The sequence below is a fragment of the Pseudomonas sp. 008 genome (assembly GCF_016861935.1).
GTDB lineage: Bacteria > Pseudomonadota > Gammaproteobacteria > Pseudomonadales > Pseudomonadaceae > Aquipseudomonas.
On sequence record NZ_BOMA01000002.1, the window covers coordinates 161,472 to 183,293 of the forward strand.

Genomic DNA, 21,822 nt, shown 5'->3' on the forward strand with positions numbered 1-21,822 from the left:
TAACGCAGGCTCATGACGCCCGGATAGACGAAAAATCCGAGCGTCGCGTACGGTTTAAAAGCGTCGCAAATCGAGTGTCATCGGCAGCTCGTCGTTGATTTCCAGTTTCGGTACAGGAAGTTTCCCAGGCGTGTGTCCGATGCGGAAGAAACGCGCCATCCGCCGGCTCTCGGCTTCATTGGCGTTCACCGGCAGGCTGTCGTAGTTGCGCCCGCCCGGATGGGCGACGTGGTACTGACAACCACCCAGCGAACGCCCCATCCAGGTGTCGAGCAAGTCGAACACCAGCGGTGCGTGGACCGGGATAGTCGGTTGCAGACAGTTGTACGGTTGCCAGGCACGGAAACGTACACCGGCGACGAACTCGCCGACCCGACCGGTAGGTTGCAACGGCACCGGGATGCCATTGCAGGTCAGCAGATAACGTTGCGGCGGCAACCCCGTCAGCTTGACCTGCAAACGTTCCAGGGACGAATCCACATAACGCACCGTACCGCCCGCGCTGCCCTCTTCGCCCAACACATGCCAGGGCTCCAGCGCCTGACGCAATTCCAGTTCGATACCGCTGACGGCGTAGTCGCCGACCTTGGGAAAACGGAACTCCAGATGCGCCGCGAACCACTCTGCCTGCACCGGATAACCGGCGGCATTCAGGTCGACGATTACATCGGCGAAATCCTGCTCGATAAAGTGCGGCAGCAAGAACCGGTCGTGCAGTTCGGTGCCCCAGCGCGCCAGTTTCGGCGGTGCATAAGGCTCGCGCCAGAACCGCGCCACCAGCGCCCGCAACAACAACTGCTGAGCCAGGCTCATGCGCGCATGGGGCGGCATTTCAAAGGCTCGCAGTTCCAGCAAGCCAAGGCGTCCGGTGGCGCCGTCCGGTGAATAGAGTTTGTCGATGCAGAACTCGGCGCGGTGGGTGTTGCCGGTCACGTCGATCAGCAAATTGCGCAACAAGCGATCCACCAGCCATGGTGGGCATTCTTCGCCCGGCTCCGGCATCTGGGCGAAGGCGATTTCCAGTTCATACAGCGAATCGTTGCGCGCTTCGTCCACCCGCGGTGCCTGGGATGTCGGGCCGATGAACAGCCCGGAAAACAGGTAGGACAAGGACGGGTGGTTATGCCAGTAGCTGATCAGGCTGCGCAGCAGGTCGGGACGGCGCAGAAACGGTGAGTCAGCCGGGGTCGCCCCCCCCAGGACGAAATGGTTACCGCCGCCGGTGCCGGTGTGCCGGCCATCGATCATGAATTTCTCGGTGGTCAGCCGGGTCTGGCGCGCCTCTTCGTAAAGAAACTCGGTACGTTCCACCAACTCGTCCCAGGTAGCGGACGGCTGGACGTTGACCTCGATCACGCCCGGATCCGGGGTAATGCGAAAGTTGCTCAGACGCGGATCGCTCGGCGGTTCATAGCCTTCCAGCAATACCGGGCAATGCAGTTCCTCGGCGGTGGCTTCGATGGCGGCGACCAGTTCCAGGTAGTCCTCGACCCGCTCCAGTGGCGGCATGAACAGGTACAACCGACCTTCACGTGCTTCGGCGCAGAACGCGGTGCGGGTCAGCCAGTCGGCGGACTGGTCGATCTCGGGCACACGTTCGTCGGCCGTTTTCGGTTGAGCGTGATTCTGTAGCTGGTCGGTGTCCGGTAGCGCCGGGAAATCCTGATTCGGGTCCGTGGGATGAATGAATGGGTACTCCGCGGCTTTCACCCAAGGCTGCGAACCGAGCGGCAAACGATACCCCAGTGGCGAATCCCCCGGCACCAACCGGCAGTGTTCCTCGCGCAGGTACCAGCGACCGCTCTGCCATTGATCGCCCTTGGCGGTGCGCGCCAGCGGCAGGACCTGACCGATGACCTTGTCCAGGCCTTGGCTGAAGACTTTGCGCAGGCGCGCACGCTCCAGAGGTTCTTCCAGGCGTGAGTCTTCGGCGCTGACGTTCTGCGGCAACGCGCCTTCGCGCCAGAGGTAATAGAAATTGTCTTCGTAGGCAGGGAACACAAAGCGCGTCGGAATTTTCAAGCGCTCAGCGACACTCGCCAGGAAACGCCCGGCCAATTCGCCATCGGCGCCGTAGTCTTCCTGCTCGTCGGCGATCAGCGCGCTGTTGTGCCAGATCGGCACGCCATCGCGGCGCCAATAGCAGTTCAGCGACCAGCGCGGCAGTTGCTCGCCGGGGTACCACTTGCCTTGACCGAAATGTACCAGGCCCTTGGGCGCGTAATGCTTGCGCATGCGCTGGAACAGTTCGGCTGACAGCCGACGCTTGTCTGGCCCGAGCGCGGCGGTGTTCCACTCGGCGCCGTCCGGGTCATCGATGGAAACGAACGTCGGCTCGCCGCCCATGGTCAGGCGCACGTCACCTTCAAGCAAATCAGCATCGATCTGCCGGCCCAATGCCTGAATCGCCAGCCATTGGTCTTCGGTGTAGGGTTTGGTAACCCTTGGCGCTTCCCAAATCCGCTCGACCGACATTTCGTGGGTGAATTCGCACTCGCACGGTTCCACCAAACCACTGATCGGTGCCGCAGAGGATGGGTCGGGGCTGCACGCCAACGGAATGTGTCCTTCACCAGCAAACAACCCTGAGGTTGCGTCCAGGCCGATCCAGCCGGCACCGGGCAAATAGACTTCGCACCAGGCGTGCAGGTCAGTGAAATCCACTTCGGTGCCCGAGGGACCGTCGAGGCTTTTGACGTCGGCGGTCAGCTGGATCAGGTAACCGGAGACGAATCGCGCCGCCAGGCCGAGGTTGCGCAGCAATTGCACCAGCAACCACGCCGAGTCGCGGCAGGAGCCGGAGGCCTGTTCGAGGGTGTATTCCGGAGTCTGTACGCCCGGCTCCATACGAATCAGGTAACCGATGTCTTCACTCAGGCGCTGGTTGATCGCGACGAGGAAATCCACGCTGGGCAGCGGCGTGCGGTCGATGCCGTCCAGATAGGCCTTGAATGTCGGCGTCAGCGGCAAGGTTTCCAGGTACGGCGCCAGTTCTTTGCGCTCATCCGCTGCATAGGCGAAAGGGATCTTCTCGGCGTAGGGCTCGAGGAAGAAGTCGAAGGGATTGAAGACTGCCATCTCGGCCAGCAGGTCGACTTCGATCCTCAGTTCATCGGTTTTCTCCGGGAACACCAACCGCGCCAGGTAATTGCCCTGAGGGTCTTGCTGCCAGTTGATGAAATGCTGCTCGGGCGAGACTTTCAGCGCATAGGACAGTATCCGCGTGCGACTGTGGGCAGCCGGGCGCAAGCGAACGATCTGCGGACCGAGCTCGACGGCGCGGTCGTAGCGGTAATGCGTGACGTGATGCAATGCGACATGAATCGACACGGCGGCCTCCTGCGAGCCAGGGCATAGACACAAAGCGCGCAAGACTTATGCCAGAGCGGCGGTCATTGCGCTTTATCAACAGACCCGGTGCAGTACAGCACCAAAACGGCGCCGTGGCCGCGGTTATGGTGCGAGAGTTGCACATATTTGTGGCGCACGTGTGAAGGGCGGGGCCCGAATCTACCCAACTAACGGGCTTTGTGCTTTGCAATAACAGCTTGGCGCAAGTGACGTACTTCAAGCAGCTTCTGGCGCATCTCGCGGTGACGCTTGCTGTTGAGCAGCAATAGCGCCAGCAATGGGAACAACAACGTCACAGCATAAGTCAGGGGATGCACCTCATATGCAATGGTGGGCAATACCCCAAGAAAACAAAGGGCCAGAAGCACAACCAGAGGCCGCACCCAATGCGGACGACCGCGCGCGACCATGAAATGGCAGTGCACGACAATGAGGGTCAGCGCGATCCCCCCGAAAAACGAGTACTTGGTGTTGTCAGCCAACGGAAGGCTTCGAAAATAGCTTTCGAAAAACAAAGGCACCGCAAAGACCAGGGTAAAAATTGACGCGAATATTGCCCCCATGAAGACCGGGAAATACTTCGATAGAAAATTGCGAATGCTGGGCAGCTCATTCATTGCTCAGCCTCCTCGTACAGACCTACGGCAATGGTGCGGACATTCCCCGAAATTGCACTGCCGGTAAAACCGATAGCGGCGCCCAAGGCGTCTTTTATCTGAGTGACCGTTGCATTCTTGACCTCGGTGGGTGTGAAACGCTTGGGCAATTCGCCCGACAACTGCTTCAACTTGATCATCTTCGACGTCAAGCGCGGGTCGTTGATGCTCAATAGTTCTTTGGTCAGTTTGGCACGTTCCTGTCGATTCAGCCCCCTGAGCACTTCCCTGACACTTTTCCCGGTCGTGGCCTTATTCAGCCTGACCAGTTTGAGCGTTGTCAGCGTGGATGCGCCTACCCCGACCAAGGACGCAGCATCCAGCGCAATCATGGTGTACTGGTACCACTCTTCGCTGTCGAGCTCATCGTTACGGGCGGGGTTGACGATCTCATTGCGGGTCCGATAGCCGCTGGCAAAACACTGCACTGAGCTGGCAGCCGCAGCGGTATAACCGAGCGCAGCGACCACCGTACTTGCCCCCGCCGAAAACGGAATAGCCACGGAACCACTGAGCACTACGATCCAGCCGATCACTGCACCCGCGCACGATAAGCTGGTGTTGACTGCCTCACCAACCAGGCGCGATTCGCGCGGATTGTCCTGCACCTGCTGGGCGAATTGCGCAGGCGCAATGTACTTCTGCGCCTCGCGCAAAATGATCCGCTTGGGCTTGATGCTGCAAATCGGCTTGAACTCGCGCAGGGTCACTACGTTGAACTCAGCGTCAATGTACACCACGCCCGCGCCGACGATTCCGGGGTCGGCGTCAATGGCGGCGAACAGGCGTGGCAGGTTGATCTGGCTTTCGATGCGTTGGCGGGCCATGAACTGGGAGGGGCTGTAATCCATGCCGATGCCCGGTAAGGGGTTGCTCATGTGAATCGTCCTTGAGAATCGGGGGTGAGATCTTTATTGCCCGTGCCGCCGTCATCGCGGGCGAGCCCGGCTCCCACAGGATTGGGCGTTATACAGGGAAATCGGTTGTCCGGGCAGCCGTTGAAGTGCGCGCCACCTTAGCAAACAGGCCGCACACTCGCTAGAAAACAAAACGCCAGCACTAAGGCTGGCGTTTTGCGATATGGCGCGGAGATTAACGCGGCACGACCGGCTTGCGCGCAGGCTTCGGCCCCTTGCCTTTGGCCGCGTCCTTACGCTCCTTGGCAGCCTGCTGGTTGCGGGCGAATGCCGCCGCCTTGGCCTGTTCACGCTTGTCCCACGGGTTACCGCCATCGCTGGCACGCGGTGGCAGGCCGGTGTGCTGGGTCAGGATCTTGGTGGTCGTTTCCTTGGCCACTTTGTGGCTGCCAGCCGGCGTCGAGTTCTTGCGACGGGCGCTCTGGTAGCTGTCGGTCGCTGGCTGATGCAACGGGATCAACTGGTTCTTGCCCGGCCCGATCAGGTCGGCGCGGCCCATGCGGGTCAGCGCTTCACGCAGCATCGGCCAGCCTTTCGGGTCGTGATAACGCAAGAACGCTTTGTGCAGGCGACGCTGCTCTTCGCTCTTGACGATGGTCACGCCGTCGCTCTTGTAAGTGACCTTGCGCAGCGGGTTCTTGCCCGAGTGGTACATCGCGGTGGCGGTGGCCATCGGCGACGGGTAGAACGCCTGCACCTGGTCGGCACGGAAACCGTTGCCCTTGAGCCACAGGGCCAGGTTCATCATGTCTTCGTCGGTGGTGCCCGGGTGAGCGGCGATGAAGTACGGAATCAGGTACTGCTCTTTCCCGGCTTCCTTGGTGTACTTCTCGAACATGCGCTTGAACTTGTCATAGCTGCCGATGCCCGGTTTCATCATCTGGTTGAGCGGACCTTCCTCGGTGTGTTCCGGGGCGATCTTCAGGTAACCACCGACGTGGTGGGTCACCAGCTCCTTGACGTACTCCGGCGACTCGACCGCAAGGTCGTAGCGCAGGCCGGAGGCGATCAGGATCTTCTTCACACCCGGCAAGGCCCGGGCGCTGCGATAGAGCTGGATCAGCGACGAGTGATCGGTGTTGAGGTTCGGGCAAATGCCTGGGAACACGCATGAAGGCTTGCGGCACGCGGATTCGATTTCCGGGGTCTTGCAGGCGATGCGGTACATGTTCGCGGTCGGGCCGCCGAGGTCGGAAATAACGCCGGTGAAACCCGGAACCTTGTCGCGGATCTCTTCGATTTCACGAATGATCGACTCTTCGGAACGGTTCTGGATGATCCGGCCTTCGTGCTCGGTGATCGAGCAGAAGGTGCAGCCACCGAAGCAGCCACGCATGATGTTCACCGAGAAACGGATCATCTCGTAGGCAGGAATCTTTTCCTTCCCGTACGCCGGGTGCGGAACGCGCGCGTAGGGCATGCCGAACACATAGTCCATTTCTTCGGTGGTCATCGGAATCGGCGGCGGGTTGAACCAGACGTCGACCTCACCATGCTTTTGCACCAGTGCGCGGGCATTACCCGGGTTGGTTTCCAGGTGCAGCACGCGGTTGGCGTGGGCGTAAAGCACGGCGTCACCACGGACCTTTTCAACCGACGGCAAACGAATCACGGTCTTGTCGCGGGTCATTTTCGGGCTGGCCAGGATCTGCACGACTTTGGCTTCGCTCGGGTCTTCAACCGGACCTTTTTCCTGCTCGATGGCGCAGGCCGCAGTGTCTTGCGTGTTCACGTACGGGTTGATGATCTTGTCGATCTTGCCCGGACGGTCGATACGCGTGGAGTCGACTTCGTACCAGCCTTGCGGCGTATCACGACGAATGAACGCGGTGCCGCGCACATCGGTGATGTCTTCGATCTTGTGACCATAGGACAGGCGCTGGGCGACTTCGACGATCGCACGCTCGGCGTTGCCGTAGAGCAGGATGTCGGCGCAGGCGTCGATCAGGATCGAGTTACGCACCCGATCCTGCCAGTAATCGTAGTGGGCGATGCGGCGCAGGGAGGCTTCGATACCGCCGAGCACAATCGGCACGTGCTTGTAGGCTTCCTTGCAGCGCTGGCTGTAAACCAGGCTCGCGCGGTCCGGACGTTTGCCCGCCAGGCCACCGGGGGTGTAGGCGTCGTCGGAACGGATTTTCTTGTCGGCGGTGTAGCGGTTGATCATCGAGTCCATGTTGCCGGCCGCGACACCGAAAAACAGGTTCGGCTCGCCAAGTTTCATGAAGTCGTCTTTGGACTGCCAGTTCGGCTGCGCAATGATCCCGACGCGGAAGCCCTGGGCCTCCAGCAGCCGGCCGATGATCGCCATGCCGAACGACGGATGGTCGACGTAGGCATCACCGGTGACGATGATGATGTCGCAGGAATCCCAGCCGAGCTGATCCATCTCCTCCCTGCTCATCGGCAGGAATGGCGCTGGCCCGAAACATTCGGCCCAGTACTTGGGATAGTCAAATAACGGCTTGGCTGCTTGCATGTCGATAACCGGTGTTGGCTTTCATTGAATTTCGCGGGCGCGGAATATAGCACAAATTTTGACCAATTCCGACGGCTATGGTCGGAAATCGGTGGAGCTGTTTTCGCAAAAATCCCGGGGCTACATATAACCCTTGTGGCGAGGGGGCTTGCCCCCGTTGGGCTGCGAAGCGGCCCCCATAGTTTATCTGTGATACCGCAAATTCAGGATCTACGACTGCTTCGCAGCCGAACGGGGCGGTGCGGTGTTCCGACAGGCCCCCTCGCCACAGTTATTCGTCATCGTCGAAGTTGTAGCTACCCGGCGCCAGGTTTTCAAATCGGGTGTATTTGCCGATGAAGGCCAGGCGGATAAAGCCGATCGGGCCGTTCCGCTGCTTGCCGATGATAATTTCGGCAATGCCTTTGTGTTCGGTTTCCGGGTGATACACCTCGTCCCGGTAAACGAACATGATCACGTCGGCGTCCTGCTCGATCGCTCCCGATTCCCGCAAGTCGGAGTTCACCGGGCGCTTGTTCGGGCGTTGTTCCAGGGAACGGTTGAGCTGGGACAGTGCCACCACCGGGCAGTTGAATTCCTTGGCCAGGGCTTTCAGGGACCGGGAGATCTCGGAAATCTCGTTGGTCCGGTTGTCACCACTGGAGCCCGGGATCTGCATCAGTTGCAGGTAGTCGATCATGATCAGACCGATCTCACCGTGCTCACGCACCAGACGACGGGTCCGGGCGCGCATTTCCGAGGGGCTGATACCCGCCGTGTCGTCGATGAACAACTTGCGATCGTTGAGCAGGTTGACCGCCGACGTCAGGCGCGGCCAGTCGTCGTCTTCCAGGCGACCGGCCCGGACCTTGGTCTGATCGATACGACCGAGGGACGACAGCATACGCATGATCAGCGATTCGCCTGGCATCTCGAGGGAGTAAACCAGGACTGCCTTCTCGCTGCGCAGCACGGCGTTTTCCACCAGGTTCATCGCAAAGGTGGTTTTACCCATGGACGGACGACCGGCGACGATGATCAGGTCGGCCGGTTGCAGGCCACTGGTCTTCTCGTCGAGGTCGGTGTAACCGGTGGACAGGCCGGTGATCGAGTTGTCGGTGTTGAACAAGGTGTCGATGCGGTCGATGGCCTTGGTCAGCAGGTCGTTGACACTGACCGGGCCGCCGGTTTTCGGGCGAGCCTCGGCAATCTGGAAGATCTGCCGTTCAGCCTCGTCGAGAATCTCGGCGGCGGTGCGGCCTTCAGGGTTGAAAGCGCTGTCGGCGATTTCGGTACTGATGCCGATCAACTGGCGCAGGGTTGCCCGCTCGCGAACGATCTGGGCATAGGCCTTGATGTTGGCGACGGACGGCGTGTTTTTTGCCAGTTCGCCAAGGTAACCGAGACCGCCGACCTGGGACGTCTGACCTTCCTTGTCCAATTGCTCGGCCAGGGTCACGACGTCGATTGGCTGGTTCTGGTCCGCCAGTTTGGCGATGGCCCGGAAGATCAGACGGTGGTCATGCCGATAGAAATCGCCGTCGGAGACTTGATCGAGCACGCGTTCCCAGGCGTTGTTGTCCAGCATCAGCCCACCGAGCACGGCCTGTTCGGCCTCGATGGAATGCGGCGGCACCTTCAGGGCAGCGGTTTGCAGATCGTATTGCTCGGGAGCGGAGATATCGTTCATGGCCACTTGGTTTATTCAGGAAAAGCAGGGATTGTGAAAATCAGGAACTGCAGAAAGACAAAGGGCACGACCTGTAAACAGGATCGTGCCCGATGTTACCGGCAAGCACCCGAGGGTGCCAGCCGACAAGTGCTGCTTAAGCTGCTACCACGACAACGCGTACGGTGGCTTCAACTTCGGCGTGCAGGTGCACGGCTACGTCGAATTCGCCTACGTTGCGGATGGTGCCGTTCGGCAGACGAACTTCGCTTTTTGCAACTTCAACGCCGGAGGCGGTCAGTGCATCAGCGATGTCGTGGGTGCCGATCGAACCGAACAGCTTGCCTTCGTCACCAGCGGTGGCAGTGATAGTCACTTCCAGCTCAGCCAGTTGGGCGGCACGGCTTTCAGCCGATGCTTTACGGTCTGCTGCGGCTTTTTCCAGCTCAGCGCGACGCTCTTCGAACGCAGCCAGGTTGGCTGGGGTCGCAGCGGTAGCTTTGCCGTAAGGCAGCAGGTAGTTACGGCCGTAACCAGCCTTAACGTTCACTTTGTCACCCAGGTTGCCCAGGTTGGTGACTTTTTCCAGAAGGATCAGTTGCATGTGAAAATCCTCTTAACTTTTAACCTTCACCGTTCGCGCTATCGGCATCTTTCGGTGCCGAACGACCGCGAAAATCAATCAGGCTGTCGACGATGGCCAGGACCACCAGCAACGGATAGATCAGTTGCATGAACAGCAACAGCGTGACGTACAACCCCACCAGCCAGAACTTGGCCAGTCGCTTTTGCGCCACCAGCCCGTGAATCAGGGCCAGCCCGGCGAACACCAGCGGTACGCTGCACAACGGCGTCAACATGGCCATCTGCGGACCAAGATTTGGCCCCAGAAGCATTAACGCCAGCAGCAACATCGCCGGTCCCAGCGGGATTCGGATGGCGCGAAACTCGCGACCAAAACCACCCGGGTTGTACAACAACGCCTGCCAGTAGCGCCCGACAATCAGGCTCAGCACACTGACGATTTGCAACAAGGCCGCAATCAGGCCGGTCAGGACCGGTGCAATCAGGGACGCAAAGCGCGCTTGCTCGTCTACCGACAATTGCTGGTAGACCTCACCGAGTAGCGACGGCATGACTTTTATCAAAGCCTGCGCCAGCATCTCGATCTGGGGCGCAAAAGCCGCCCCCAGCACCACTGAAAACACCAATCCCATCGCTATGCTGACCAGCAGCACGCGGTTCCAGGACTCGCTTGCGCGCAAAACCAACGCAAGGCTCGAAGACCCCAGCAGCACCAGAAGTGCCCGTGGGTCGTCGAAGAAAAGCCACCAGATCAACGCCGGCAGCAGTCCCAGAGCAAGTACGCCAACGGCGTCCTTCAATCCGCGCCGCAGGAGCACAAGGCATCCAGCGGCAGCACCCAACCAATACAACAACGGCAATGTTGCGCATCCGGCCACTACCAGAGTGGCCTGCATACGGCCGCGCATGATGAACTCAGCTAAGGCGCGCATGCATTCAATCCTTTGCTACGTGTCGACTGCCCGGTCTCAGCGGCCGTGGCTGTCGGTGTAGGCCAGCAGGGCCAGGAAGCGGGCGCGCTTGATAGCGGTGGCCAGCTGACGCTGATAACGTGCTTTGGTACCGGTGATGCGGCTTGGAACGATTTTGCCGGTCTCGGATACGTAAGCTTTCAGAGTGTTGAGATCTTTGTAATCGATCTCTTTCACGTCTTCAGCGGTGAAGCGGCAGAATTTACGACGACGGAAGAAACGTGCCATGTAATAGGCTCCTCAAAAGGTCCGTGGATTACTCGTCAGCGTTATCGCTGTTGTCGCTGTCATCACTGTCAACGCCTTCAGCGTCGGAGTGCTCAGGACGGTCGCGACGCTCACGGCGCTCACTGCGGTTTTCTTCAGCCTTGAGCATCTCGGATTGGCCGGTAACGGCTTCTTCGCGACGGATGACCAGGTTACGGATCACTGCATCGTTGTAGCGGAAGTTGTCTTCCAGCTCGGCCAGGGCCTTGCCAGTGCACTCAACGTTCAGCATCACGTAGTGAGCCTTGTGAACATTGTTGATTGCGTAGGCCAGTTGACGACGGCCCCAATCTTCCAGACGGTGGATTTTGCCGCCGTCTTCTTCGATCAGCTTGGTGTAACGCTCAACCATGCCGCCGACTTGCTCGCTTTGATCCGGGTGGACCAAAAAGATGATTTCGTAATGACGCATGAATGCTCCTTACGGGTTGTAGCCTGCCGCTCAAAAGCGGTCAGACAAGGAGTGAATGACACTTATGGACTTGCTTGCGATAGACACATGCGTGCCTGCCGTCACAGCAAGGGGCGCAATTGTAGAGAAGGGTCGAGGGAGGTGCAAGGCAATTGGTGATTATTTGAACAATCACTTCGACTGGAAAGCCGAACACTTGCAGGAGCAGCCTGCGGCGGCTCCTGCAAAGGAGTGTCAGGACTTTTTGGCGGTCCCGGCGGCTTTGACGCCACGCTGGCGCAGCGCTTCGAACAGGCAGACGCCGGTGGCGACGGACACGTTGAGGCTGCTGACGCTGCCAGCCATCGGCAGGCGCACCAAATAGTCGCAAAGGTCGCGAGTCAGGCGGCGCATGCCGCTACCTTCGGCACCCATGATCAGGATGGTCGGGCCCGTCAGGTCCTGCTGATACAGATCCTGCTCAGCCTCGCCCGCCGTACCGACGACCCACAAGCCGCGCTGCTTGAGTTTTTCCAGGGTGCGCGCCAGGTTGGTCACGGCGACCAACGGAATCACTTCCGCCGCGCCACAAGCAACTTTTCGAACCGTCGGGGTCAGCGTGGCTGATTTGTCCTTCGGCACGATCACCGCCAGCGCGCCGGCCGCATCGGCCGAACGCAGGCAAGCGCCGAGGTTGTGCGGATCGGTCACGCCGTCGAGCACCAGCAGCAACGGCGCGCCTTCGGTGCGATCGAGCAGCTCGTCGAGCATGGCCTCGCCCCAAACCTGGCTCGGGCTCACGTCCGCCACCACGCCCTGGTGCACGCCTTCAACCCAGGCGTCCAGCTCACGACGCTCAGCCTGACCGACGGCCACGCGATTTTCGGCAGCGAGCTCGATCAGCGTCTGAACGCGCGGATCGCTGCGGCCTTCAGCCAGCCAGATCTGCTTGACGCGTTTTGGGTGGTGACGCAGCAACGCTTCTACCGCGTGCACGCCGTAGATCTTTTCCAACTGACTCATGACTTGGCCTTAGGTTTACGCGCCCCGCCGCTTCTGGCGGCTGGAGCGGAACCCGCTTTTGGCGGGCCTTTACGGTGTTTGCTCGATTTGGCTGGCTTGCCGCCGGGGGCCTTGTCAGGCGCCGACCGCCCGGTCTTTCCCCCAGACGCCGCTTTACCGCCGCTTTTCGCTTCAGACAGCAATGCCTGTTTCATTTCACGACTTTTGCGCAACTCGGCATTTTTTGCCGCCGCATCGCTCGGACGATAGGCCTCGACGGCCTTTTCCTTGGCCGGACGACGCCCAGCTTTGGCCAGTACCGGCTCGGCAGCTGTTTTGATAGCAGGCGCTGCGGTTTCAGTACCGCGTTTTTTGCGACCGATCGGTGCGCTGATGGTTTTTTCGGCCATCTCGAAGTCGATCTTGCGCTCGTCGAGGTCGACGCGCATGACGCGCACTTCAACAGTGTCGCCCAGGCGGAAGCTACGACCGGTACGCTCACCGGCGAGGCGATGGTGCACAGGATCGAAGTGGTAGTAGTCACCCGGCAGCGCGGTGACGTGCACCAGGCCTTCGACGTAAATATCGGTCAGTTCGACGAACAGGCCGAAACCGGTCACGGCGGTGATCACCCCCGGGAACGATTCGCCCACGCGATCTTTCATGAACTCGCACTTGAGCCAGTTCACTACGTCGCGGGTGGCTTCGTCGGCACGGCGCTCGCTCATCGAGCACTGTTCGCCGAGCTGCTCCAGGGTCGCTTCGTCGTACGGATAGATCCGCGCCTTCGGAATGGTCATCGCGCCGGCACGGCGAACGTGCGGGGTGTCCATTTTCGAATGGATGACGCTGCGAATCGCCCGGTGCGTGAGCAAGTCCGGGTAGCGGCGAATCGGCGAAGTGAAGTGGGTATAGGCTTCGTAATTCAGGCCGAAGTGGCCCTGGTTATCGGCGCTGTACACCGCTTGGCTCAACGAGCGCAGCATGACGGTCTGGATCAGGTGGAAATCCGGACGATCCTTGATGCCCGCGAGCAAAGCCTGGTAATCCTTCGGCGACGGGCCGTCCTTGCCTTTGTGCAGGGACAGGCCGAGCTCGCCGAGGAAGGCGCGCAGTTTTTCCAGACGCTCCGGCGGCGGGCCGTCGTGGACGCGATACAACGCAGGGATTTCGTGCTTTTTCAGGAATTCGGCGGTGGCCACGTTGGCCGCCAGCATGCATTCCTCAATCAGCTTGTGAGCATCGTTGCGAACGGTCGGACGGATTTCGGCAATCTTGCGCTCGGAACCGAAGATGATCCGGGTTTCCTGGGTTTCGAAATCGATCGCGCCGCGCACGTGACGAGCCGCCAGCAGAACCTTGTACAGCGCATACAGCTGCTTGAGGTGCGGCAGGACGTCGGTGTATTCACCACGAAGCTGACGCGCTTCGGTGGCTTTCGGCGTTTCCAGCATGGCGCTGACCTTGTTGTAGGTCAGGCGGGCATGGGAGTGAATCACCGCTTCGTAGAAGCAGTAGTCGGTCATTTCGCCGGATTTGGAGATGGTCATCTCGCAAACCATGGCCAGGCGATCGACGTGCGGGTTCAGCGAGCACAGGCCGTTGGACAACTGCTCAGGCAGCATCGGCACCACGCGCTCGGGGAAGTACACCGAGTTGCCGCGAACCTGGGATTCGTTATCCAGCGCCGAACCGATTTTCACGTAGCTGGAAACGTCGGCAATCGCCACGTACAACTTCCAGCCACCGGAGAACAGGCGCAGCTTGCCCGGTTTGGCTTCGCAGTAGACCGCGTCATCGAAGTCGCGCGCATCTTCACCGTCGATGGTCACGAACGGCAGATGACGCAGGTCGATGCGCTTCTCTTTGTCTTTCTCTTCGACTTCAGGCTTGAGCTTGGCGGCTTCTTTTAAGACCGCTTCAGGCCAGACGTGCGGAATATCGTAGGTGCGCAGGGCAACATCGATTTCCATGCCCGGCGCCATGTAGTTGCCCACCACCTCGACCACGTCGCCTTGCGGCTGGAAGCGTGGCGTCGGCCAGTGAGTGATCTTCACTTCAACGAACTGACCGATCTGCGCGTTGGCATTGCGACCTGGCGTCACCAGCACTTCTTGCTGGATCTTCGGATTGTCTGCGACGACGAAACCGATACCGCCCTCCTCGAAGTAACGACCGACGATGCTCTCGTGGGCACGGGACACCACTTCGACAATCATGCCTTCGCGGCGACCGCGACGGTCGAGGCCGGAAACACGGGCCAGGGCACGGTCGCCATCGAACACCAGGCGCATTTGCGCCGGGCTCATGAACAGGTCGTCACTGCCGTCGTCCGGGACCAGGAAGCCGAAACCGTCACGGTGACCGCTGATGCGGCCCAGGATCAGGTCGAGCTTGTCCACCGGCGCATAAGTGCCGCGACGGGTGTAGATGAGTTGAGCGTCGCGCTCCATGGCGCGCAGGCGGCGACGCAGGGCTTCGATCTGGTCTTCTGTGGTCAGACCAAACTCTTCGACCAGCTGCTCGCGGTTAGCAGGCGAACCTCGATCAGCAAGGTGCTGAAGGATCAGTTCGCGGCTAGGAATAGGGTTTTCATATTTTTCCGCTTCACGAGCGGCCTCGGGATCGAGGGACTGCCAATCGGCCATTAGAGAGTTTTCACCTTGTCTATATGCGGGTTAGTTTGGCATAGGCGTAATGAAACGGGAAATTTCAGGCTATGACAGCCCATCTAAAGCCCTTTATCGACACCGCGAAGCTGATTTGAATGCCGCCGGTAAAATTTTCCAGGTTTTTTTGATGACAGGGGTTTACAGTTAAAAAGACGCTCCGTATAGTGCGCGCCATCGACGACGCACTAGCGCTGCCGATACTGCCCAGATGGTGAAATTGGTAGACACGCCAGCTTCAGGTGCTGGTGACCGCAAGGTCGTGGAAGTTCGAGTCTTCTTCTGGGCACCAATTTCGAGCTTGAGATTAGATCAATTTCAAGGCTCACACAAAAACCCGCGAAAGCGGGTTTTTGCATTCTAGACTTCTGAATTATTAAAATTAAATCAGGGGTTTACAGATCAAAATGCTCTCCGTATAGTGCGCCACATCAACAGCGGCAACGCTGAAGATCATGCCCAGATGGTGAAATTGGTAGACACGCCAGCTTCAGGTGCTGGTGACCGCAAGGTCGTGGAAGTTCGAGTCTTCTTCTGGGCACCAATTCAAATTCAAGGTCACGATCTTGAGTTTCACAAAAACCCGCGAAAGCGGGTTTTTGCGTTTCTGGCCTTTGAAAACCCCAAGCCATTACTTCCCCGTGGCGAGGGGGCTTGCCCCCGCTGGGTCGCGAAGCGGCCCTCATCACTCGTTAGTCATACCGTAACTTCAGGATTTACGACTGCTTCGCAGCCGAACGGGGGCAAGCCCCCTCGCCACAGAGTCCAGCGCCAGCCCATTAGCAAACACTCCTCAGACCCTCAAGGCGCACTTGAGAAACAATATCGTTTATCATTGTTTCAAGTTTTTGCAATGCGACAGTGAGGAACCCTGCGAATGATGCTTCGAAATACCCTGCGCCGCGGCCTGACCATCACCCTCCTCGGCCTGACACTCGCCACGCCCCTCACCCAAGCCGCCGATCCGGTTTCCCTGACACTCTATAACGGTCAACATAAGGAAGTCGGCGATGCCGTCGCCAAAGCCTTCGAAGCCAAGACCGGGATTCACGTCAATGTGCGCAAGGGCAGCAGCAACCAACTCGCCAGCCAGATCGTCGAAGAAGGCGATCGCTCTCCCGCCGATGTGATCTACACCGAAGAATCGCCACCGCTGAACAAGCTCGGCGAACAAGGCCTGCTGGCGAAAGCCGATGCCGCCACGCTAGAAGTGCTGCCCAAGGACTACGTTGCCGGCAACGGCACCTGGATCGGCATCACCGCGCGGGTCCGGGTCGTCGCCTTCAACCCTAAACTGATCGACGAAAAAGACCTGCCCAAGTCCGTGATGGAATTCTCCGATCCAAAATGGCAAGGCAAGGTCGGCTTCGTGCCTAGCAGCGGCGCCTTCCAGGAACAGGCGGTGGCGATTATCAAGGTCCACGGGATGGACGCCGCCGAAGAGTGGCTGACCGGCCTGCGTGCGTTCGGCAAGACCTACAGCAACAACATGGTTGCGCTGAAAGCCGTGGAAAATGGCGAAGTCGCCACCGTGCTGGTGAACAACTATTACTGGTTCGCCTTGCAGCGTGAAAAAGGCCAACTCGACTCGAAGCTGCATTACTTCACCGGTGGCGACGTCGGCGGACTGATCACCGTCTCCAGCGCTGGCGTACTGAAATCCAGCAAACATCCAAAAGAAGCCCAGCAATTGCTCGCCTACATGGCCAGCGAAGAAGGTCAGCGCGTGATCACCCGGACCACTGCCGAATACCCGCTGCACAAGGGCATGGAATCGGATCGCGGTCTCAAGCCGTTCAGCGAACTGCAAGCGCCGAACGTCACGCCAGCCGACCTCGGCAATGCCGAAGAAGCACTGGACCTGGAACGTGACGTTGGCTTGAACTGATGAGCGCCTCGTTATCCGCCCCCGCTTCGCACGGGGGTTACATGCCAAGGCGCAAGCGGCCGTCGATCTGGCTGCTGCTACCGGTTCTGCTGTTGGTGGTACTCAGCCTGTTGCCGCTGGCCTATGTCAGCCTCAAAACCTGGCAAGCCGGCTGGGCCGAGGCGCTGCATCTGCTGTGGCGGCCCTACGTGTTTGGCCTGCTGCGCAATACCCTGGCGCTGATGCTGGGCGTCACATTGGCCTGCGGAGTGATTGGCCTGTCACTCGCCTGGCTGCTGGAGCGCAGCAATCTGCCGGGACGGCGGTTATGGGGCGTGATCCTGTGCCTGCCGTTCGCAGTGCCGGCGTTTGTCAGCAGTTTCACCTGGGTGTCCCTGAGCGCTCACTTCGAAGGGCTGGGCGGGGCGATACTGGTGATGACGCTGTCCAAGTACCCGCTGATCTTTCTGCCGGTCGCGGCAACGCTGCGCAATCTCGACCCCTCTCTTGAAGAGTCTGCCCGCACCCTGGGGCAGAATCGTTGGGGTGTATTCTTCAAAATCACCCTACCCCTGCTCTGGCCGTCACTGCTGGCCGGTTCACTGTTGATTGCGCTGCACATGCTGGTGGAGTTCGGCGCGCTGTCGATCATCGGCCTGCAAACCTTTACCACGGCGATCTATCAGCAGTTCGAACTGGAATTCAGCAACGCCAATGCAGCGATGCTTTCTGCGGTGTTGCTGGCGCTGTGCCTGGTGCTGCTATGGCTTGAGTTACGCGTGCGCGGCAAAGGCCGTCACGTACGCACCGGCCAGGGCGCTGCTCGGCATGCAGAGCAGGTTCGGCTCGGGCCGTGGGCGGCTGTGGGACAACTTTACTGCTTGCTGCTGGCGATCATCGGCAGCGGCATTCCACTGGGAATGCTGGCGTACTGGTTGATGGTGGGTTCGTCGGCAGCGTTCCCGGTGGCCGCGATCAGCGAGGCATTGCTCTCGTCGCTGGCGCTGTCGCTCGGTGGCGCTGCGCTGTGCCTGGTGCTGGCGGTGCCGGTGGGGTTGCTGGTGGTGCGCCATAAAGGCCGACTGGCAATCTGGGCCGAGCGCTTGCCGTATCTGCTGCATGCACTGCCGGGATTGGTGATTGCGCTGACCCTGGTGTATTTCGCCCTGCATTATGTGCCAGCGCTGTACCAGACCTCGGCGTTGCTGCTGATTGCCTATGCGCTGTTGTTTCTGCCACTGGCGCAGGCACCGATTCGCACCGCGCTGAACAAGGCCGCGCCGCAGCTGGAAGAGGCCGCACGCACGCTGGGGGCGTCGTCTTTCAGCGCGTTTTGTCGGGTGACCCTGCCCATCATCTTTCCCGCCCTGGGTGCTGCGTTTGCGCTGGTGTTTCTGGATGCGATGAAGGAACTGACGGCGACGCTGCTGCTGAGCCCGACCGGGCTCAATACATTGGCGACGGAAGTCTGGGCGCATACCGCGAATGTGGAGTTCGCGGCAGCGGCGCCTTATGCGGCGTTGTTGATTGTGGTGTCGGGGTTGCCTGTGTATCTGCTGACGACGCGGATGTATTTGAGCCGTTGAGAGCGCCATCGCGAGCCAGCTCGCGATGGCGATTGTCCTGCCTGAAGATCAAGCCCTGAACTGCCCCAGGCTCGCCTTCAGCTGCGCCGCCAACCCATCCAGCACCTTGCCGCTGGCCGTGGTCTCCACCACCGCCTGAGCTGCTTTCTCAGCTTGAGCATGAATGGTCTCAACCCGCCCACGCACAGCCTGCGCACCTTGCGCCTGATGCGCCGCGGCCTGGGTCGCCAGGCCGATCGCTGCATGCACCTGCTCGACCGACGCCTGCACCGACTGCTGCAACCGCGCACTGTCGCGCAACACCAGCAAACCTTCACTGGCCTGACGCCCAGCCTGCCCGATTGCCGCAACAGCCTCACGCGCGCCCTGCTGCAGCGCAACAATGTGCGCCTGAATATCGCCGGTGGAGCTCTGGGTCTTGCTCGCCAGCGCCCGCACCTCGTCCGCCACCACAGCAAACCCGCGACCGGTCTCGCCGGCACGCGCAGCTTCAATAGCTGCGTTCAGCGCCAGCAAGTTGGTTTGTTCGGCGATCCCGTGAATCACCGTCAGCACCACTTCAATCTGCTCACTCTGCTGCGCCAGACGCTCGATGACTTTCGCACCAGTGTCGACTTGTCCAGCCAATGCCTCGATGAGACTGCCGACTTTCGCCGAAGTCCGGGTGTTCTCATCCGTGGCCTGACGAATGTCCACCACCTGCTGCAAAGCGGCCTGCATGGCGTGACTTTCAGACTGAGCCTCGTCAGCCATTTGCGACAACGCGCGCAGGCTTTCGGCCACTTCATCGCGCTGCATGCCAGCCGCTGCATCGGCACCGGCATTGCGCAGGGTCATGGCGCCGATTTCCACGCCGGTACGCTGGGCCACATCGCCTGCCTCGCGCACGATCGGCTGCAACTTATCCACAAAGCGATTGACCGCCGAGGCCATGTCGCCGATCTCGTCCTGGCTGTTGATCTGCACGCGCTTGGTCAGGTCGCCCTCACCTGCCGCCAAGTCATCCATCGCGACAATGAGCATTTTCAGGCGATTGACCACTCGACGCCCCAGCACCACCGCCAGTAACAGCAGCACACCGAAACCCACCACCGCCAGGCCCATGCCGATGCGCCAGCGCAAAGCCCCCGCGGCTTCCTGCACGGCGCCCGTGGTGTTGGCTTTCATTTCAGAAGCAGTGGACTGCGCCGATTGCAGACGCCCACGCATCGCCGTTGCGCTGTCAGCCGCCGCACCTTTGAGGCTGTCACCCACCAATTGATCGCTGCTGGCGATCAGCGCTGAGAAACGCTTGTCCAGCGCCGCCAGATCGGTTTCCACGGAGGCAGTTGAGACCCCCATCAAGACCTTGCCGATTTCCACCCCATTGGGACTGATCGAAGCTTCAAGGTAGTAGACCGAAGGATCGCTCTTCGCTGCATCCAGCACCTTGTCCAGCGCCCGCTCGCCCTGGCCTTTCTCCAGCAGCCCCTTGTTGATCGGGTTCTCCCGGTTGAGGTAGCGCGTCAGGTGCTGGCCCGTGGCGTCGTCATAGACCACGAACAACACGTTGGGATTTCGCTGGGCGCGGCGAGCGAATTCGGACAGGGTAGGAATGTCGCTGTCCCACATGGCGCGGGGTGCGACCGAGGCCAGAAGTTGCGCCATGTCATTGGCCGACTCCTTCAGGTCCTTCTCCAGCGTCGTACGCAGTTGAGCCTGCTCGTCTTTCAAACGTGAAGACAGCCCAGCGGTCAGGCGCTGACGGGTACTGCTAGACAGGTTATCCAGGCTCGACGTGACTTCACGCCCCGCCTGCTCCAGCTCACCGGAGAGCTTTTGGCTATCGGCGCCCAGGCGCACGCCCAGATCGGTTTCCAGCGCAGTCACCGTGCTCCGGGTCAGAGCGACAGCCACCAGCACCTGCACCAAAAGGGCGATACCAAGGGTAACGAACACGGGCCGCAACAAACGGCTTTGTAACAGTGAGAGAACGGCCGACACAGGAAATCCCTCTACTCTAACGCCATTAAATTGATGGCATTCTGAAGGCGATATTCACAGCAAAGGTCATGCCGTCCAACAGGCATAAACGACAAAGGCCCCGATTAAGGGGCCTTTGTGTTTTACATCAACGACTTATTAAGCGAACGGGTGACGCAGAACGATGGTTTCGTTGCGGTCCGGGCCCGTCGAAATAATGTCGATCGGCGCGCCGACCAACTCTTCGATGCGCTTGATGTAGTTGCGCGCAGCCTGAGGCAGCTCTTCCAGGGTCTTGGCACCCAGGGTCGACTCGCTCCAGCCCGGCATCTGCTCGTACACCGGCTCCAGGCCGATGTAGCTGTCGGCGTCGGTCGGTGCGTCGATCACTGCACCGTCTTCGTTCTTGTAGCCTACGCAGATGTTGATGGTTTCCAGGCCGTCCAGCACGTCCAGCTTGGTCAGGCACAGGCCCGAGATGCTGTTCACATCGATAGCGCGACGCAGGATCACGGCATCGAACCAGCCGCAACGACGGGCACGGCCGGTGGTGGCGCCGAACTCGTGGCCACGCTTGGCCAGGAACGCACCAACGTCGTCGAACAGCTCAGTCGGGAACGGACCGGAACCGACGCGCGTGGTGTAGGCCTTGGTGATGCCGAGGATGTAGTCCAGGAACATCGGACCAACACCCGAACCGGTGGCGATGCCGCCAGCGGTGGTGTTGGAGCTGGTGACGTACGGGTAGGTGCCGTGGTCGATGTCCAGCAGGGAGCCCTGGGCACCTTCGAACATGATGTCCTTGCCGGCACGACGCAGGTTGTGCAGCTCTGCGGTGACGTCGAGCATCATCGGCTTGAGCAGTTCGGCGTATTCCATGCACTCGTCGAGTGTCTTCTGGAAGTCGATCGCTGGCTCTTTGTAGTAATTGACCAGTACGAAGTTGTGGTAGTCCAGCAACTCGCCCAGCTTGGCGGCGAAACGCTCACGGTGGAACAGATCACCGATGCGCAGACCGCGACGGGCAACCTTGTCTTCGTAAGCCGGGCCGATGCCGCGACCGGTGGTGCCGATCTTCAACTCGCCACGGGCCTTTTCACGGGCCTGGTCCAGCGCTACGTGGTAGGACAGGATCAGCGGGCAGGACGGGCTGATACGCAGGCGCTCGCGCACCGGTACGCCTTTCTCTTCCAGCTTGTTGATTTCCCGCAGCAGGGCGTCGGGTGCAACCACCACGCCGTTACCGATCAGGCACTGCACGCCTTCGCGCAGCACGCCAGACGGGATCAGGTGCAAGACGGTTTTTTCGCCGTCGATCACCAGGGTGTGACCAGCGTTGTGGCCACCTTGGTAGCGCACTACGGCGGCAGCATGTTCGGTCAGCAGATCAACGATCTTGCCTTTGCCCTCATCACCCCATTGGGTGCCCAGGACTACGACATTCTTACCCATAACACTTGTCCTCATTCGC

Annotated in this window: 15 protein-coding genes and 2 tRNA genes; 4 read left to right on the plus strand and 13 right to left on the minus strand. The window is 60.1% G+C overall.

The annotated features are described in order from the left end of the window. Positions 1-54: 54 nt before the first annotated feature. From JUI81_RS05380 to rnr, 11 genes are all read right to left on the minus strand, one after another. The gene (locus JUI81_RS05380) at positions 55-3,330 is read right to left on the minus strand and encodes a DUF2126 domain-containing protein (RefSeq protein ID WP_204123903.1); all 3,276 of its coding nucleotides are present in this window, start codon (positions 3,328-3,330) and stop codon (positions 55-57) included. Positions 3,331-3,518: 188 nt separating this feature from the next. Beyond that, positions 3,519-3,968, minus strand: a complete 450-nt coding sequence (locus JUI81_RS05385) for a hypothetical protein (RefSeq protein ID WP_019582210.1) — start codon at positions 3,966-3,968, stop codon at positions 3,519-3,521. Beyond that, entirely contained in the window at positions 3,965-4,885 is a 921-nt protein-coding gene (locus JUI81_RS05390) for a hypothetical protein (protein ID WP_019582209.1), read from the minus strand. Before JUI81_RS05390 ends, JUI81_RS05385 begins: the two co-directional genes overlap by 4 nt. A gap of 214 nt (positions 4,886-5,099) precedes the next feature. Then, positions 5,100-7,403 (minus strand): YgiQ family radical SAM protein, encoded by a 2,304-nt coding sequence (locus JUI81_RS05395; protein ID WP_204123904.1) that lies wholly within the window; start codon positions 7,401-7,403, stop codon positions 5,100-5,102. A gap of 271 nt (positions 7,404-7,674) precedes the next feature. Beyond that, positions 7,675-9,072 carry a replicative DNA helicase gene (gene dnaB, locus JUI81_RS05400; RefSeq protein WP_019650685.1) on the minus strand — a complete coding sequence of 466 codons (1,398 nt, stop codon included), beginning with the start codon at positions 9,070-9,072 and terminating at the stop codon, positions 7,675-7,677. 136 nt (positions 9,073-9,208) lie between these two features. Further along, positions 9,209-9,655, minus strand: coding sequence for a 50S ribosomal protein L9 (gene rplI, locus JUI81_RS05405; protein WP_007939577.1), 447 nt, complete (start codon positions 9,653-9,655; stop codon positions 9,209-9,211). 19 nt (positions 9,656-9,674) lie between these two features. Continuing rightward, entirely contained in the window at positions 9,675-10,568 is an 894-nt protein-coding gene (locus JUI81_RS05410; RefSeq protein ID WP_019582207.1) for a hypothetical protein, read from the minus strand. A 36-nt stretch (positions 10,569-10,604) separates the two neighbouring features. After that, complete coding sequence (gene rpsR, locus JUI81_RS05415) at positions 10,605-10,835, minus strand: 30S ribosomal protein S18 (protein ID WP_002551829.1); 231 nt, start codon at positions 10,833-10,835, stop codon at positions 10,605-10,607. A gap of 28 nt (positions 10,836-10,863) precedes the next feature. Continuing rightward, positions 10,864-11,286, minus strand: coding sequence for a 30S ribosomal protein S6 (gene rpsF / locus JUI81_RS05420; protein WP_007939579.1), 423 nt, complete (start codon positions 11,284-11,286; stop codon positions 10,864-10,866). Between the two features lie 234 nt (positions 11,287-11,520). Continuing rightward, positions 11,521-12,288 carry a 23S rRNA (guanosine(2251)-2'-O)-methyltransferase RlmB gene (rlmB, locus tag JUI81_RS05425; protein ID WP_018928494.1) on the minus strand — a complete coding sequence of 256 codons (768 nt, stop codon included), beginning with the start codon at positions 12,286-12,288 and terminating at the stop codon, positions 11,521-11,523. Next, positions 12,285-14,915 carry a ribonuclease R gene (gene rnr, locus JUI81_RS05430; protein WP_204123905.1) on the minus strand — a complete coding sequence of 877 codons (2,631 nt, stop codon included), beginning with the start codon at positions 14,913-14,915 and terminating at the stop codon, positions 12,285-12,287. Before rnr ends, rlmB begins: the two co-directional genes overlap by 4 nt. A gap of 226 nt (positions 14,916-15,141) precedes the next feature. Between rnr and JUI81_RS05435 the strand changes: the two genes are divergently transcribed. From JUI81_RS05435 to JUI81_RS05450, 4 genes are all read left to right on the plus strand, one after another. Then, positions 15,142-15,228: transfer RNA gene (locus JUI81_RS05435), tRNA-Leu, on the plus strand. A 165-nt stretch (positions 15,229-15,393) separates the two neighbouring features. Continuing rightward, positions 15,394-15,480: transfer RNA gene (locus JUI81_RS05440), tRNA-Leu, on the plus strand. 333 nt (positions 15,481-15,813) lie between these two features. Beyond that, positions 15,814-16,824 (plus strand): extracellular solute-binding protein, encoded by a 1,011-nt coding sequence (locus JUI81_RS05445; protein WP_028940164.1) that lies wholly within the window; start codon positions 15,814-15,816, stop codon positions 16,822-16,824. After that, a complete protein-coding gene (locus JUI81_RS05450; protein ID WP_028940165.1) occupies positions 16,824-18,389 on the plus strand; it encodes an iron ABC transporter permease in 1,566 nt (521 codons plus the stop codon). The genes JUI81_RS05445 and JUI81_RS05450 overlap by 1 nt, the downstream gene beginning before the upstream one ends. Before the next feature lie 48 nt (positions 18,390-18,437). On the opposite strand, the gene JUI81_RS05455 is transcribed toward JUI81_RS05450, so the two are convergent. Together JUI81_RS05455 and JUI81_RS05460 are read right to left on the minus strand one after the other, a co-directional pair. Continuing rightward, complete coding sequence (locus JUI81_RS05455) at positions 18,438-20,372, minus strand: methyl-accepting chemotaxis protein (protein WP_019582203.1); 1,935 nt, start codon at positions 20,370-20,372, stop codon at positions 18,438-18,440. A 138-nt stretch (positions 20,373-20,510) separates the two neighbouring features. Continuing rightward, entirely contained in the window at positions 20,511-21,803 is a 1,293-nt protein-coding gene (locus tag JUI81_RS05460) for an adenylosuccinate synthase (protein WP_018928499.1), read from the minus strand. Between the last annotated feature and the right edge of the window lie 19 nt (positions 21,804-21,822).

Bases quoted from the DNA above. Each gene is read 5' to 3' on its own strand.
- rpsF (WP_007939579.1), bottom strand. From the start codon at position 11,286: ATGCGTCATTACGAAATCATCTTTTTGGTCCACCCGGATCAAAGCGAG.
- rnr (WP_204123905.1), bottom strand. From the start codon at position 14,915: ATGGCCGATTGGCAGTCCCTCGATCCCGAGGCCGCTCGTGAAGCGGAA.
- JUI81_RS05385 (WP_019582210.1), bottom strand. From the start codon at position 3,968: ATGAATGAGCTGCCCAGCATTCGCAATTTTCTATCGAAGTATTTCCCG.
- JUI81_RS05390 (WP_019582209.1), bottom strand. From the start codon at position 4,885: ATGAGCAACCCCTTACCGGGCATCGGCATGGATTACAGCCCCTCCCAG.
- rpsR (WP_002551829.1), bottom strand. From the start codon at position 10,835: ATGGCACGTTTCTTCCGTCGTCGTAAATTCTGCCGCTTCACCGCTGAA.
- JUI81_RS05395 (WP_204123904.1), bottom strand. From the start codon at position 7,403: ATGCAAGCAGCCAAGCCGTTATTTGACTATCCCAAGTACTGGGCCGAA.
- JUI81_RS05450 (WP_028940165.1), top strand. From the start codon at position 16,824: ATGAGCGCCTCGTTATCCGCCCCCGCTTCGCACGGGGGTTACATGCCA.
- dnaB (WP_019650685.1), bottom strand. From the start codon at position 9,072: ATGAACGATATCTCCGCTCCCGAGCAATACGATCTGCAAACCGCTGCC.
- rlmB (WP_018928494.1), bottom strand. From the start codon at position 12,288: ATGAGTCAGTTGGAAAAGATCTACGGCGTGCACGCGGTAGAAGCGTTG.
- JUI81_RS05445 (WP_028940164.1), top strand. From the start codon at position 15,814: ATGATGCTTCGAAATACCCTGCGCCGCGGCCTGACCATCACCCTCCTC.
- JUI81_RS05460 (WP_018928499.1), bottom strand. From the start codon at position 21,803: ATGGGTAAGAATGTCGTAGTCCTGGGCACCCAATGGGGTGATGAGGGC.
- JUI81_RS05410 (WP_019582207.1), bottom strand. From the start codon at position 10,568: ATGCGCGCCTTAGCTGAGTTCATCATGCGCGGCCGTATGCAGGCCACT.
- rplI (WP_007939577.1), bottom strand. From the start codon at position 9,655: ATGCAACTGATCCTTCTGGAAAAAGTCACCAACCTGGGCAACCTGGGT.